The sequence below is a fragment of the uncultured Comamonas sp. genome, assembly GCF_964277875.1.
GTDB classification, from domain to species: domain Bacteria; phylum Pseudomonadota; class Gammaproteobacteria; order Burkholderiales; family Burkholderiaceae_C; genus Comamonas; species Comamonas sediminis.
In genome coordinates, this window is record NZ_CAXYJV010000041.1 from 269,306 (window position 1) to 282,345 (window position 13,040).

Here is a 13,040-nt window from a genome sequence, read left to right on the forward strand (position 1 = left end):
GGGTGGCGCGTTGTCCTGGTATTACACCAGCTCGATTTTCAACGCGGGCAGGCCGGTCACGCCGCCCTCCAGCACATCGCCCTTGACCACGGCGGCCACGCCTTCAGGCGTGCCGGTGAAGATCAGGTCGCCGGCTTGCAGCTCCCAGGCTTGCGAGATCACTTCGATGGTCTCGGCAATGTTCCAGATCAGCTTTTGCACATTGCTGTGCTGGCGCTCCACACCATTGACCTTCAGCCAGATGTCGGCGTTGTTGATATCGCCGGCCTGGGCGGCGGGCACCAGCGCTGCAATCGGCGCGCTGCCTTCAAAGGCCTTGCCGATCTCCCAGGGGCGGCCCTGCTTTTTCATGTCGTTTTGCAGGTCGCGGCGGGTCATGTCCAGTCCGACGCCATAGCCCCAGATATGCGCGGCCGCATCGGCTGCAGCAATGTTCTTGCCGCCCTTGCCGATGGCCACCACCAGCTCGATCTCGTGGTGCAGGTTGCTCGTGAGCGTTGGGTAGGCGATCTGGCCGGTGCTGCCGGTGGCGACAGGCACCACCGCATCGGCGGGCTTCATGAAGAAGAAGGGCGCCTCACGGCCGGTAAAGCCCATTTCCTTGGCATGATCTTCATAGTTGCGGCCCACGCAGTAAACGCGGCGCACGGGGAACAGCTGGTCGCTGCCTTGGACAGGCACGCTCGTTGGCGCGGCTGGGGAAATGACGTATTGGCTCATGCTGGACTTTGGTTGGAGGCGGACAAATACCGCCCGGTTGAAGCGGTGCCAAAAATTATGCGGCAAAACACCTTGCTCTGCAGGCTCTCCGCACGGGCTGTTGCTGGTCTTGGCATGCCAGACAGCGACAGCTGTCATGCCGGCGACTGGCTCATTGGCGGCCGCAGCGCCCTGCGTTATGCTCGGTCGCCATGAAGCTGCACAATTATTTCCGCTCCTCTGCCTCCTACCGGGTGCGCATTGCGATGCAGGCCAAGGGCCTGGCCTATGACTACCTGCCGGTGCACCTGGTCAAGGCTGAGCACCGCGAGCCCGCCTTTGCCAGCCATGTTGGCGATGCGCTGGTGCCGGCGCTCGAGACCGATGATGGACTGTGGTTGAACCAGTCGCTGGCGGTGATCGAGTGGCTGGACGAGGCCTATCCGCAGACGCCGTCGATGCTGCCGGGCAATGCCTTGGCGCGTGCCCGCATCCGGGCGCTGGCCTTGCAGGTGGCTTGCGAGATCCATCCCATCAACAACCTGCGCGTGCTGGCCTACCTGACCGGCGAACTGGGCCACAGCGATGCCGAAAAAACCCAGTGGTACCAGCACTGGTGCCGCACCGGGCTGGAGGCTTTTGAGCGCCAACTGTTGTTGCTGGCCGCCGAGCGCCAGGCGCAGGGCCTGGCACCATCGCGTTTTTGCTGGGGCGATAGCCTGACCCTGGCCGACTGCGCGCTGGTCCCACAGATTTTCAATGCCCAGCGCTTCAAGGTGAATCTTGACGGCCTGCCGTTGACGATGGCCGCCTATGAAGCGGCCTTTGCGACCGATGCGGTGCAACAAGCCCAGCCCGGCGTATGCCCGGATGCCCAGCCATGAGCGCCGTTGAACGTTCCCGTTTTCCGGCAGACTGGCTGCTGCCCCAGTGGCCCACGCCACCCGGTGTGTTTGCGCTGTGTACGACCCGCCAAGGCGGTACCAGTGAAGGCCTGTTCGGCACCACCAACCTGAGCTTCAATGTGGGCGATGTGCCCGCCCATGTGCACAACAACAGGCAATTGCTGGCCGAGGCCATGCAGGCACTGGAGATACAGGCAGGCCGCGGTGCAGACAACGCGCCCCCTCGCCAGCCGGTGTTTGTGCGCCAGGTACACGGAACTCATGTGCAGGTGCTGGGCGAGGGCGGCGGGAATGAACAGCCGGCCGATGCCAGTGTCAGCGATGTACCCGGCCTGGGCTGCACCGTGATGGCCGCCGATTGTCTGCCCGTATTGTTCTGCCACCAGCAGCTGCCAGTCGTGGGTGCCGCCCACGCCGGCTGGCGCGGCTTGCTGGGGCAGGGCGGTGTAGGGGTGCTGGAGAACTGCTTTGCGGCTTACGCTGATCGCGTACGTCTGCAAGCGGGTCAGGCGGGTCTGAGTGATGCCGAGATTGCTGCGCAGACCATGGCTTGGCTGGGCCCTTGCATCAGCCAGCCTGCGTTTGAGGTGGGGGCCGAGGTGCAGGCCGCCTTTGTGGATCCGGACCCGGGTTGCGCGCCGCTGTTTGCAGCCGGCAAGCCTGGCAAGTTTTTTGCCAACCTGAGCGGTCTGGCCCGCCACCGCCTGCGGCGCTTGGGGCTTGCCCAGCTGTTTGGCAACGATGGCAGCCAGGACTGGTGCACGGTAGCCAATCCGGATCGCTTCTTCTCGCACCGCCGGGATGGATCGCCGACCGGAGGCACCGGGCGTTTTGCCGCTTGTATTTGGGTAGCCTAGATCGCTTACATTTTCGGATATTGATTCATAAAGTACTCATTTCTATAAAAATGAGTACTTTTTACATATTAAATGGAAGTGTTTATGCTATTTAATCTACTCATTTATTCAATAAAGAGTAGAATATGCAGCATGACTACCCCTTTGATGGCCACCTTGGTGGCAGCCCGTAAAGCCCAGCAACTGACCCAGGCCCAACTGGCCGAGCAGGCGGGGCTGTCGCGCATGGCGGTGCAGCGCACCGAAACGGGCGATGTGGACCCGCGCTACTCGACGGTGGCTGAGATGGCCCGGGTGCTGGGCATGCAGCTGGTGGCCGTGCCGGCGGATCTGCTGCCCGCGCTGCAGGCCTTTATCCAGTCGGGCGGCAAGTTTTTAGGGCAGCCCACCGGTGCGGAAGCGCCCCCTTCGGTGGTGGACAGCCTGGCGGGCCGCCAGCCCTGAGACCTGTCTGAGCGCAAGCGGGGCACGCAATGAGCACTTCCATCCGCTACCTGCGTCTGTACATGCATCTGCCTGGCAGCATGGGCGGCGGGCGGCGGGCGATTGGTTATCTGTCCCAGTACGGCGATATCTTGCGGGTCTCGTTCGAGGACAGCTATATCGCCGACCCCCAGCGGCCCTTGTTGTCGCTCAGCTACCAGGGTGCCAGCGAAGCCGACACCCAGCGCATCCTGCGTGCCGCGCGTGACGCCCGGCTCGTGCGCACTGATGGGCGTTGGCCGGTCTACTTTCAGAACCTGTTGCCCGAGGGCCATAACCGCCAGCGCCTGGCCGCTGAGCGGGGCTGCTCGCCCGATGATGAGTTTGAACTGCTGGCCGCTGCCGGCCACGACCTGATGGGCGCGCTGGAAGTGGAGCCGGTGCCGCGCGACGAAGCCATCCCGGACGTGGTGCGCCACTGGCATACCTCGCAAGGCCTGGATGTGCTCGAACCCGGTTTTGTCGAGTTTCCGGTGGCCGATGCCGCATCGCTGCCGGGCATCGTCACCAAGTTCAGCGCGGTGCAAGACGGCCGGCGCTACACGGTGCGCCGCCGGGGCGCGGCCGGCAGTGTGATCCTCAAGCTCGCCAGCACCCAGCATCCGGACTTGGTGGCCAATGAGTACAGCTGCTACCAGCTGTGCCAGGCGGTGGGGTTGACGACGGCGGACGCGCAGATCATCAGCCGCGCCCAGGCCGATCTGCCCGAACACCTGCCGTTTGACGAGATCCTGGCCGTGCAGCGCTTTGACCACCTGCCCGACGGCTCCCGTGTGCACATGGAGGAGTTCAATCAGGCCCTGGGCTATGCACCACGCCACAAGTATGGCAAGGGCCTGCAGCAGGACTGGCCGACGATGCTGCGCGTTCTCGATCGCCTCAGCCCCCAGCCGGTGGCCGACACGCGCGAGTTCCTGGCCCGTACCGTGGCGGCCATCCTGATGGGCAACACCGACGCCCACCTGAAGAACTGGGCGCTCGTGTACCCCGATGGGCGGCAGCCGCGTCTGGCGCCGGTCTACGACTGTGTCTGCGTCGCCGCCTTTTTTGAAGGCTCCGCCCCGCAGCAGTACGCCGTCAACAAGGCCATTGACAGCAGCATGCGGGCGCTGCGCTGGGACGATGTGGCGGCACTGCTGAAGACCGCCGGTCTTCTGCGGGTGCCGCGCCATATCAGCCTGCTCAAGGAGGTGGTGCGGCAGGCGCAGAGCAGCTGGCCCGCGTTGTTGGCTCAGGCACCGGCAGGCATGGCCGGCGTGGTGCAGCAGCGGTTGCGCGGCGGGGTCGCTATCGCCGCGCTCTAATGCGGCAGCGGGCGTATTGCCCGACGGGCTGTCGCTTGTATGTCAGGGTTTGCCCCAGGATGGCGCGCAAAAGCGGTATGCTCCACGCTTGCCTGTTGCTGGAGCCTGTGCTGTGCTGCCCTTTGAAGTCGAAATCCCCTTTGTCAATCACCTGGGCTTTAGCTTGCACCGCTGGGAGAACGGCGAGGCGGAACTGCATTACCAGGCCCGGCCCGAACATCTCAATAGCTATGAGGTGACGCATGGCGGGGCCTCGATGACCTTGCTCGATGTGACGATGGCCCATGCGGCGCGCAGTGCCATCCCTGGCAGCGGCGCAGTCACGATCGAGATGAAAACCAGCTTCATGGCGCCGGCCAATGGCGCGTTGGTGGCCAAGGGCAAGCTGCTCTCGCGCAGCAGCCGCATGGCCTTTTGCGAGGCCTGGCTGTATGACGAGCAGGGCGCGTTGTGCAGCCACGCCACGGGTACCTTCAAATATGTGATGCCGGAGGTCGTGCAGTCCTTGCAGGCGGCCAAAAAGCAGATCAAGACAGACTGATTCTCGCGCTTGCGCAATGCTGCGCTGTAGCGCAGCTGGGCCTGTGGCCACTGTCCCCAGGCCTTTGATAGATGGACAGAACATGCCAAAGCCTTCTTCAACGGTTGACCAGCTGAGCTGGTCCTTTCAGCCCTTTTCGGCCCTCACTCTGCAGCAGCTGTATGACCTGCTGCATGTGCGCTGCCAGGTCTTCATTGCCGAGCAGGTCGCCTTCCAGGACCTGGACTACAAAGACCAGGACGCCTGGCACCTGCTGGGGCGTGATGCGCAAGGCGTGCTGCAAGCCTATGTCCGGGTGCTGCCCCCGGGCCTGGCCTATGCAGAGCCTTCGATTGGCCGCGTAGCCGTCATGCAGGCCATGCGCGGCACCGGCGCTGGCTGGGAGCTGATGCGCCACGCGATGGCGGAGACGGACCGCCTCTGGCCAGGTTCGGCCATCCGTATTGGCGCGCAGGCCTATTTGCAAAAGTTCTACGAAGGCTGCGGATTCGAGGTTGTCTCCGAGCCCTATCTGGAAGATGGCATTGCCCACCTGACCATGCTCTACCCGGGCAAGAGCCAGGCCGTGGAAAGCGCCGCTGTATGACAGGCAGGCACCCCCAAATGGGGATGATTCGCCATGGCTGAGGCCGGCCTGCAACCGGCCTCGCTGAACCAGGGCCTGCCGATGCCGGAGCGCCGTCTGGCAATGCTGGTCATCGTGCTGGGCCTGATTGTGGCCGTCCTCGATGGCAGCATCATGAACCTGGCGCTGCCCACGGTCGCCAAGGAGTTGCAGGCATCGCCCGCCGAGGCGATCTGGATCATCAATGCCTACCAGCTGGGTACCCTGGGCCTGCTGCTGCCCTTGGCTGCGCTGGGCGAGCGCATTGGCTACCGCAAGGTCTACCTGGTGGGCCTTGTCTGTTTTACCCTGGCATCGGCCGTGGCCATGCTGGCCCAATCGCTGTGGCTGCTGATTGCGGCGCGTGGCTTGCAAGGCATGGGCGCGGCCGGGGTGATGGCCGTCAACGCCGCACTGGTGCGCTTAACCTACCCAGCTGCCAAGCTGGGCAAGGGCATGGCGCTCAACTCGCTGGTTGTCGCGATTTCATCGGTGGCCGGCCCCGGCGTTGCGGCGCTGATTCTGTCGGTGGCCAGCTGGCCCTGGCTGTTTGCCATCAATGTGCCGCTGGGCATTCTGACCTTGTGGCTGGGCCGCAAGGCCTTGCCCCGCAACCCGCAGCAGTTGCTGGATGCGCCTCATGCCAAGCTGACGCCGATTGATGTGGTGCTGAATTTTGCGATGTTCTCGCTGGTGTTCCTGGGCGCCGAGCGCATCGGCGCACGCCATGACGTGCAGTCGGGTGGTACTGCCGCATCGGGCTGGCTCATGCTAGGCCTGGGCTTGCTGCTGGGCGCCTGGTATGTGCTGCGGCAGCGCAAGCTGAGCCTGCCACTGCTGCCGCTGGACTTGCTGCGCATTCCTGTTTTTGCGCTGTCGATGGGCGCATCGATTGGCGCATTTGCCGCGCAGATGCTGTCGTTTATCGCACTGCCTTTCTTGCTGCTGGATGCGCTGCAGCGCAGCCATTTTGCGGCGGGCATGCTGATGACGGCCTGGTCGGTCGCCATCGTGGTGGTGGCACCGTTGGCTGGCCGGCTGATTGGCCGGGTGCAAGACGGTCTGCTGGGCGGCATCGGCATGGCGATTTTGGCGCTGGGGCTGCTGAGCCTGGCGCTGCTGCCGGTGGACCCGAGCGATCTGAACATCGGTTGGCGCATGGCCTTGTGCGGCCTGGGCTTTGGGCTGTTCCAGTCGCCCAACAACCACACCATCGTGACCTCGGCTCCGCTGGCCCGTGCCGGCGCTGCCAGCGGCATGCTGGGCACCGCACGGCTGACCGGGCAATCGCTGGGCGCTGTGTTGGTGGCCATCATCTTCACCCTGTGGCCGGTGGCCAGCGGCCATGGCACGACGGTGGCGCTGTACCTGGCGGCAGGCTTTGCCGCCATGTCGGGGGTGTTCAGCAGTCTGCGGCTGCGGCATTCCGCCCACTAAGGCGCGCTGGGCGGCGGTGGAGGAGGGGCCTGTTGCGCCTCGGCTTCCGCGCGGTGGCGCATGCGGCGCCGCGCGGGCGTGCCGGCAATGAACAGCAGCAAGCCCAGCGGCAGTGCGCCATACAGCAGCAACGTGAAAATGGCGCCCAGCAGGCTGCCCTGCGGGCTGGCCGCTTCAACCACAGCCATCAGCACCACCACATAAAGCCAGGCTATCGCTATCAGGTACATGCCCTGGAATTTACCCGAACTTGCCCCCCCTCCAGCACACGGCTGCCATTTTTTGCGCCTAAGATGCACAGACGCCTACGCGCAGCGTGGCGCCTGTTCAGGGAGACGACGATGACGCAGCAACCGTATTGGGGACTGGGCAGTGACCAGCTCCAGCAACTCAGCCAGATGACCCAGCAATGGATGGAGCGCATGCAGTCCTTGCAGACCATGGCATCTCCTTTCAATGCCGTCGGCGCACCCAAGGGCCTCAGTGCCGGGCTGCCGGGGCTGGGGGCGCTGCCGGGCGGCACGCCACCGGTCAGCTTTGACATGGAAAAGCTCCAGGCCATCCAGGCGCAATACGCCCAAGCTGCGTTGGCGCTGTGGACCGAAGGCGCCAAGGGTGAGGTGGCCCTGCCCAAGGACCGGCGCTTTGCCGGCGAGGCCTGGCAGCAAAATCCGGTCTCCAGCTTCACTGCCGCCAGCTACGCGCTGCATGCCAAAACCATGATGGACATGGTCGATGCCGTGCAAGGTGACGAGAAAACCCGGGCCCGGGTCCGCTTTGGGGTGGAGCAGTGGCTGGCGGCCACGGCGCCCAGCAACTTTCTGGCCTTCAATGCCGAAGCGCAGAAAAAGGCGTTGGACACCCAGGGCCAGAGCATTGCCCAGGGCCTGCAGAACATGCTGGCCGATATGCGCCAGGGCCATGTCTCGATGACCGACGAATCGCTGTTTGAAGTGGGGCGCAATGTGGCCACCAGCGAAGGGGCCGTGGTCTTTCAGAACGAGCTGTTCCAGCTCATCGAATACAAGCCGCTGACCACCCAGGTCTATGAGCGGCCGATGCTGTTTGTGCCGCCCTGCATCAACAAGTACTACATCCTCGATCTGCAGCCCGACAATTCGCTGATCCGCTACAGCGTGGCCCAGGGCCACCGTACCTTTGTGGTCAGTTGGCGCAACCCGGATGCCAGCCTGGGCGGTAAGCGCTGGGACGACTACATCGGCAGCGCCGTGCTGGAAGCGATCGAGGTGGTCAAGGCCATCTCCGGCAAGCCGCAGATCAACACTCTGGGCTTTTGCGTGGGCGGCACCATGCTCGTCAACGCACTGGCGGTGCTGGCTGCGCGCGGCGATGATTCGGTGGCCAGTGCCACCTTGCTCACCACGTTGGTGGATTTCAACGACACCGGCATTCTCGACGTGTTCATCGATGAGAACTTCGTCAAGTTTCGCGAGCTGACCATGGGCCAAAATGGCCTGATGCCTGGCCAGGAGCTGGCTTCGACTTTCAGCTTTCTGCGCCCGGTGGACCTGGTGTGGAACTATGTGGTGGGCAACTACCTCAAGGGTGAGACGCCGCCGCCTTTCGATCTGCTGTACTGGAACAGCGATTGCACCAACCTGCCTGGGCCTTACTACGCCTGGTACCTGCGCAATTTCTACCTGGAAAACAAACTGGTGCAGCCCGGTGCGCTCAGCGTCTGCGGCGAAAAGCTCGATGTCGGCAAGATCGACATGCCGATCTACATCTACGGCTCGCGTGAGGACCACATCGTGCCGATTGGCGCGGCCTACGCATCCACCCAAGTGCTCGGGGGCGACAAGCGCTTTGTCATGGGCGCGTCGGGCCATATCGCCGGTGTCATCAACCCGCCGGCCAAGAACAAGCGCAGCCACTGGCTGCGCGACGATGGCCAGTTGCCTGCCGATATCGACGCCTGGATCGATGGCGCTGACGAACTGCCCGGCAGCTGGTGGACGGACTGGAGCCAGTGGCTGGCCCAGCACGGCGGCAAGAAAGTGGCGGCGCCCAAAAGCTATGGCCGCGCGCGAACCGAGTACCGCGAACTGGAGCCTGCGCCCGGCAGCTATGTGCAAGCCAAAGCCTGAGCATCCAACGCACAGGGCCCTCACCACCCGATTGCCATTGCGGGGTGGTCATTCAAATGCTGCAGTGCAATAATTAGCACCGCAGGGGCCGTGAGAGACAACGGCATCCGTGCCATTTTGAAAAGGAAGAATCATGGAAGACATCGTCATCATTTCCGCCGTCCGCACGGCAGTGGGTAAGTTTGGTGGCTCGCTGGCCAAGGTGCCGGCGACGGACCTGGGTGCCACCGTCATCCAGGAAGCGCTGGCACGTGCCAACGTGGCAGCGGACCAGGTCGATGAAGTCATCATGGGCCAGGTCCTGGCCGCCGGCGTGGGCCAGAACCCTGCGCGGCAGGCGATGATCAAGGCCGGTGTGGACAAAAAGACCCCGGCGCTGACCATTAACGCGGTCTGCGGCTCCGGGCTGAAGTCGGTGATGCTGGCGGCCCAGGCCATCGGCCAGGGGGATGCCGAGATCGTCGTGGCCGGTGGCCAGGAAAACATGAGCCTCTCGCCCCACGTGCTCAACGGTTCGCGTGACGGCCAGCGCATGGGCGACTGGAAGATGACCGACACGATGATCGTCGACGGCCTCTGGGACGTGTACAACCAGTACCACATGGGCATCACTGCCGAGAACGTGGCCAAGGAATTCCATATCGACCGCGACAAGCAGGACGCCTTTGCACTGGCCAGCCAGCAAAAGGCCGCCGCCGCGCAGGACGCTGGCAAGTTCGATGAAGAAATCGTCACCGTGCAAATTCCGCAGCGCAAGGGTGACCCGGTGGCCTTCAAGGCCGATGAATACATCAACCGCAAGACCAATGGCGAGGCCTTGGCCAGTTTGAAGCCTGCTTTTGACAAGGCCGGCTCGGTCACTGCCGGTAATGCGTCCGGCCTCAACGATGGCGCCGCCGCCCTGGTGATTGCCAGCGCCAAAAAGGCCCAGGAACTGGGTGCCGAGCCGCTGGCCCGCATCGCCGGCTTTGCCACCGTCGGCCTGGACCCCAAGATCATGGGCATGGGACCTATGCATGCCGTGCGCAAGGTGCTGGCCAAGACCGGCTGGAAGGCCGAAGAGGTCGACCTGTTCGAGCTCAATGAAGCTTTCGCAGCCCAGGCCTGTGCAGTCAACCAGGAGTTGGGTCTGGACACCAGCAAGGTCAACGTCAACGGGGGCGCGATTGCCATCGGCCACCCCATCGGTGCATCCGGTGCGCGCATCTTGGTGACCTTGCTCCATGAGATGAAGCGACGTGGCTCCAAGCGCGGCATCGCTGGCTTGTGTATTGGTGGCGGCATGGGCGTGGCACTGGCAGTCGAACGCGCCTGACCTTTCGCCCCTGCGCGTCATGACCAACCGCCTCTCGAGGCGGTTTTTCTTTGCTCCAGCAAAGGCGATGGCGATCCGCGGGGCCCAACGATCACGCTGAGCGTCGGGAACCGAGCCGGACAATGCCGGAATACCTGACTATGGTGGTGTGCCTCGTGATAGGGTTTCCGATGATGGAGCGCGCAAACGCGCAAAACCGCGCACGGAACTGGCGCGTTTCTGTTGCAATGCTCTTTGGAAATCACCGAAATTTATAGGTACTGCAAGAATTTGTTCGCTTGGCGTAAACGAGCGTTTCGGTGCTCGGTTTCTTGGTTACAGTGCTAGTGCACAAGCATGTCAAGCAGAACCAAGGAGATGTGAATGAGTCAAAAAGTGGCCTACGTAACCGGCGGTATGGGAGGCATTGGGACGGCCATTTGCCAGCGCTTGCACAAGGATGGATTCAAGGTCATTGCGGGCTGCGGGCCCACACGCGATTTCCAGAAATGGCTCGGCGAGCAAAAGGCGCTGGGCTATGAGTTCCACGCTTCTGTTGGCAATGTCGGCAACTGGGAGTCTACGGTGGAAGCCTTCAGCAAGACCAAGGCTGAACATGGCAGCATCGATGTGCTGGTGAACAATGCCGGCATCACCCGGGACCGCATGTTCATCAAGATGACGCCAGAGGACTGGCAAGCGGTGATCGAAACCAACCTGAACTCCATGTTCAATGTGACCAAGCAGGTTGTCGCCGACATGGTGGAAAAGGGCTGGGGCCGCATCGTCAACATCAGCTCCGTCAACGGCGCCAAGGGTCAGGCGGGCCAGACCAATTACTCTGCCGCCAAAGCAGGCATGCATGGTTTCTCGATGGCTTTGGCCCAGGAGCTCGCTGGCAAGGGTGTCACCGTCAATACGGTGAGCCCCGGCTATATCGGTACCGACATGGTCAAGGCCATCCGCCCCGATGTGCTGGAGAAGATCGTCGGCACCATTCCGATGAAGCGCCTGGGCGAACCGACCGAGATCGCTGCGATCATTGCCTGGTTGGCATCGGAGGATGGCGGTTATGCGACCGGTGCGGAGTTCTCGGTCAACGGTGGTTTGCATACCCACTGATCGCCGCAGCAGCAGCTACCGATAAAAAACGCGCCTCACAAGGCGCGTTTTGTTTTGTCTGGAGCGGGTGATGGGAATCGAACCCACATTATTTGCTTGGGAAGCAAGAGTCCTACCACTGAACGACACCCGCGAATCGATGCATTGTAGCGTGATAAGCAGCTGCGCCCACCTGCGCACTGCCGCATAGGCTACAGCCAGGTGTGCAGCCTAGTTTCCCTTCTTGTCTGGGAACTGCCAGCCTTGCTTTTTCTCCTCTAACGGCTGCAGCTTCCATTTTTCCAGTTCCGCCTCACGCTCCGTCTCGCGGCGCACATCGATGCGCTTGGCGGTGTGCTTGGCCACGACAGCCAGCTTTTGCAGATCGGTATCGCGCAGCGAAGGATCGGGCTCGGTGCTGAAGCAGCACAGCGTGCCGTAGATCTGGCCATCGGCAAGGATGATGGGGGTACTCAAATGGGCGCCGACGCGGAAGGGCGTGGCTGGGAGTTTCGCGGACTCTGTGTATTGGGCGGCATCGTGCACCAGCGGCGGCAGGCGGCCATCCAGCACGCATTGGCAGAACGATTGCTCCAGTGAGGAGCCACCACCGGTCTCGATCAAGGCCTTGTCGGCGCTGTGGTCCACATGCTTGAAAGTGCGCTGGCCGTTGCGGATCTCGGAGACAAAGATCACATCCATCTTCAGATGCTCGCGCAGCCCGTGCAGCACCTCTTTCACGTTCTGGTCGATCAGGTCATCGGCGCCTTCGGCCGTGGCCACCAGCAGCTCACTCATCGATACCTCCAGCGCGTCAGGTGCGTAATCCCATAAATGAATCGCCATAGTTACTCTCACTATTTCCATGCGCTACCCGCTAGCGCATCCCGGTCGCATTTGATGATAACGGCACTGAAAAGTGCTGGCCGGTCTGGCAGCGGGAATGAATTATTCTTTTACATCGAAGCGAGGGACCATGCCGCACGCACGTCAACAGCCGGGATTCAGGCCGGCGCGTCGATCCAGACCAGGCGGCCCTGGCCGAGTTCATTCATCCGGGCTACAAAATCGGGCACCTGCGACGCGACCAGCTCAATCTCTGCCAGCACATCGTCACCATGGCTCACGTGGAGCAATTGCGCATGGGCGCTGCTGACCTCACGCCGCATACCGCCTTCAAGCGCATAGGGCAATCGGCATTGCAAACGGGTCATGGCCTGGCGCTCGATTTTTTCGGCCTTCAACATGGCCTGCGCAATGGCATCGGTGTAGGCGCGGACGAGGCCGCCAGCACCCAGCTTGACGCCGCCAAAATAGCGCACCACGGTGGCCAGCGCGCCTTCGATCTGCTGGTGGCGCAGAACATCCAGCATGGGCCGGCCGGCGGTGCCGCTGGGCTCGCCATCATCAACGGCGGCAGACTGCCCGCCCGCCATCAGTGCCCAGCAGACATGGTTGGCGCCGGGGTGCTGCTCGCGCAGACCTTGAACGATGACCAGCGCCTGTGCGCGGTCCTGCACCGGTTGGACGCAGCCGATGAAGCGGCTTTTCTTGATGACCAGTTCGCTATGAACGGCCTGGGCCAGGGTGTAGGGCATGCGTTGCGTGGAGAAGACGTTTGCTTACACTGTGATGCGTCAACGTCGCCTAGATGTCATGCGTTAGACACATATCATTGTTTCAATGGCGGGAGCGCTCCAGTGATGG

General features: G+C 62.8%; 14 protein-coding genes and 1 tRNA gene. 10 read left to right on the forward strand and 5 right to left on the reverse strand.

Translation table 11 applies throughout. From position 1 onward, the window contains the following. Positions 1-21 precede the first annotated feature (21 nt). Entirely contained in the window at positions 22-720 is a 699-nt protein-coding gene (locus ACHWUQ_RS16730) for a fumarylacetoacetate hydrolase family protein (protein WP_394681816.1), read from the reverse strand. A gap of 191 nt (positions 721-911) precedes the next feature. Here ACHWUQ_RS16730 and maiA point away from each other — a divergent pair, with 191 nt between their 5' ends. From maiA to ACHWUQ_RS16765, 7 genes are all read left to right on the forward strand, one after another. Next, positions 912-1,583 carry a maleylacetoacetate isomerase gene (gene maiA, locus ACHWUQ_RS16735; RefSeq protein ID WP_312528504.1) on the forward strand — a complete coding sequence of 224 codons (672 nt, stop codon included), beginning with the start codon at positions 912-914 and terminating at the stop codon, positions 1,581-1,583. Beyond that, the gene (locus ACHWUQ_RS16740) at positions 1,580-2,461 is read left to right on the forward strand and encodes a polyphenol oxidase family protein (protein WP_394681817.1); all 882 of its coding nucleotides are present in this window, start codon (positions 1,580-1,582) and stop codon (positions 2,459-2,461) included. The genes maiA and ACHWUQ_RS16740 overlap by 4 nt, the downstream gene beginning before the upstream one ends. A gap of 132 nt (positions 2,462-2,593) precedes the next feature. Further along, positions 2,594-2,905 (forward strand): helix-turn-helix transcriptional regulator, encoded by a 312-nt coding sequence (locus tag ACHWUQ_RS16745; RefSeq protein ID WP_182341446.1) that lies wholly within the window; start codon positions 2,594-2,596, stop codon positions 2,903-2,905. A gap of 29 nt (positions 2,906-2,934) precedes the next feature. After that, on the forward strand, positions 2,935-4,248 hold the full coding sequence (locus ACHWUQ_RS16750; RefSeq protein ID WP_394681818.1) for a type II toxin-antitoxin system HipA family toxin: 1,314 nt from the start codon (positions 2,935-2,937) through the stop codon (positions 4,246-4,248). Positions 4,249-4,360: 112 nt separating this feature from the next. Further along, positions 4,361-4,789, forward strand: a complete 429-nt coding sequence (locus ACHWUQ_RS16755; protein WP_394681819.1) for a PaaI family thioesterase — start codon at positions 4,361-4,363, stop codon at positions 4,787-4,789. A gap of 82 nt (positions 4,790-4,871) precedes the next feature. Then, complete coding sequence (locus ACHWUQ_RS16760) at positions 4,872-5,375, forward strand: GNAT family N-acetyltransferase (RefSeq protein ID WP_239811954.1); 504 nt, start codon at positions 4,872-4,874, stop codon at positions 5,373-5,375. 33 nt (positions 5,376-5,408) lie between these two features. After that, a complete protein-coding gene (locus ACHWUQ_RS16765) occupies positions 5,409-6,830 on the forward strand; it encodes an MFS transporter (RefSeq protein WP_394681820.1) in 1,422 nt (473 codons plus the stop codon). Here ACHWUQ_RS16765 and ACHWUQ_RS16770 read toward each other — a convergent pair. Beyond that, a complete protein-coding gene (locus ACHWUQ_RS16770; protein ID WP_394681821.1) occupies positions 6,827-7,018 on the reverse strand; it encodes a hypothetical protein in 192 nt (63 codons plus the stop codon). The genes ACHWUQ_RS16765 and ACHWUQ_RS16770 overlap by 4 nt on opposite strands. Before the next feature lie 153 nt (positions 7,019-7,171). Between ACHWUQ_RS16770 and ACHWUQ_RS16775 the strand changes: the two genes are divergently transcribed. The 3 genes from ACHWUQ_RS16775 to phbB all read left to right on the forward strand — a co-directional run bounded on the left by ACHWUQ_RS16775 (position 7,172) and on the right by phbB (position 11,354). Then, complete coding sequence (locus ACHWUQ_RS16775; RefSeq protein ID WP_394681822.1) at positions 7,172-8,938, forward strand: PHA/PHB synthase family protein; 1,767 nt, start codon at positions 7,172-7,174, stop codon at positions 8,936-8,938. A gap of 133 nt (positions 8,939-9,071) precedes the next feature. Continuing rightward, on the forward strand, positions 9,072-10,253 hold the full coding sequence (locus tag ACHWUQ_RS16780) for an acetyl-CoA C-acetyltransferase (protein ID WP_239811957.1): 1,182 nt from the start codon (positions 9,072-9,074) through the stop codon (positions 10,251-10,253). A gap of 363 nt (positions 10,254-10,616) precedes the next feature. After that, positions 10,617-11,354 carry an acetoacetyl-CoA reductase gene (gene phbB, locus ACHWUQ_RS16785; RefSeq protein ID WP_230777286.1) on the forward strand — a complete coding sequence of 246 codons (738 nt, stop codon included), beginning with the start codon at positions 10,617-10,619 and terminating at the stop codon, positions 11,352-11,354. Positions 11,355-11,413: 59 nt separating this feature from the next. Here the strand turns inward: phbB and ACHWUQ_RS16790 are convergent. The 3 genes from ACHWUQ_RS16790 to ACHWUQ_RS16800 all read right to left on the reverse strand — a co-directional run bounded on the left by ACHWUQ_RS16790 (position 11,414) and on the right by ACHWUQ_RS16800 (position 12,931). Continuing rightward, positions 11,414-11,487: transfer RNA gene (locus tag ACHWUQ_RS16790), tRNA-Gly, on the reverse strand. Positions 11,488-11,564: 77 nt separating this feature from the next. Further along, positions 11,565-12,179 (reverse strand): GAF domain-containing protein, encoded by a 615-nt coding sequence (locus ACHWUQ_RS16795; protein WP_239811958.1) that lies wholly within the window; start codon positions 12,177-12,179, stop codon positions 11,565-11,567. Positions 12,180-12,337: 158 nt separating this feature from the next. Beyond that, positions 12,338-12,931, reverse strand: coding sequence for a YigZ family protein (locus ACHWUQ_RS16800; RefSeq protein WP_312458079.1), 594 nt, complete (start codon positions 12,929-12,931; stop codon positions 12,338-12,340). Positions 12,932-13,040 lie beyond the last annotated feature (109 nt).

Coding starts and splice junctions, on each gene's coding strand:
- ACHWUQ_RS16765 (WP_394681820.1), top strand. CDS start 5,409: ATGGCTGAGGCCGGCCTGCAACCGGCCTCGCTGAACCAGGGCCTGCCG.
- phbB (WP_230777286.1), top strand. CDS start 10,617: ATGAGTCAAAAAGTGGCCTACGTAACCGGCGGTATGGGAGGCATTGGG.
- ACHWUQ_RS16730 (WP_394681816.1), bottom strand. CDS start 720: ATGAGCCAATACGTCATTTCCCCAGCCGCGCCAACGAGCGTGCCTGTC.
- ACHWUQ_RS16795 (WP_239811958.1), bottom strand. CDS start 12,179: ATGGCGATTCATTTATGGGATTACGCACCTGACGCGCTGGAGGTATCG.
- ACHWUQ_RS16745 (WP_182341446.1), top strand. CDS start 2,594: ATGACTACCCCTTTGATGGCCACCTTGGTGGCAGCCCGTAAAGCCCAG.
- ACHWUQ_RS16750 (WP_394681818.1), top strand. CDS start 2,935: ATGAGCACTTCCATCCGCTACCTGCGTCTGTACATGCATCTGCCTGGC.
- maiA (WP_312528504.1), top strand. CDS start 912: ATGAAGCTGCACAATTATTTCCGCTCCTCTGCCTCCTACCGGGTGCGC.
- ACHWUQ_RS16780 (WP_239811957.1), top strand. CDS start 9,072: ATGGAAGACATCGTCATCATTTCCGCCGTCCGCACGGCAGTGGGTAAG.
- ACHWUQ_RS16770 (WP_394681821.1), bottom strand. CDS start 7,018: ATGGCTGTGGTTGAAGCGGCCAGCCCGCAGGGCAGCCTGCTGGGCGCC.
- ACHWUQ_RS16740 (WP_394681817.1), top strand. CDS start 1,580: ATGAGCGCCGTTGAACGTTCCCGTTTTCCGGCAGACTGGCTGCTGCCC.
- ACHWUQ_RS16760 (WP_239811954.1), top strand. CDS start 4,872: ATGCCAAAGCCTTCTTCAACGGTTGACCAGCTGAGCTGGTCCTTTCAG.
- ACHWUQ_RS16775 (WP_394681822.1), top strand. CDS start 7,172: ATGACGCAGCAACCGTATTGGGGACTGGGCAGTGACCAGCTCCAGCAA.
- ACHWUQ_RS16800 (WP_312458079.1), bottom strand. CDS start 12,931: ATGCCCTACACCCTGGCCCAGGCCGTTCATAGCGAACTGGTCATCAAG.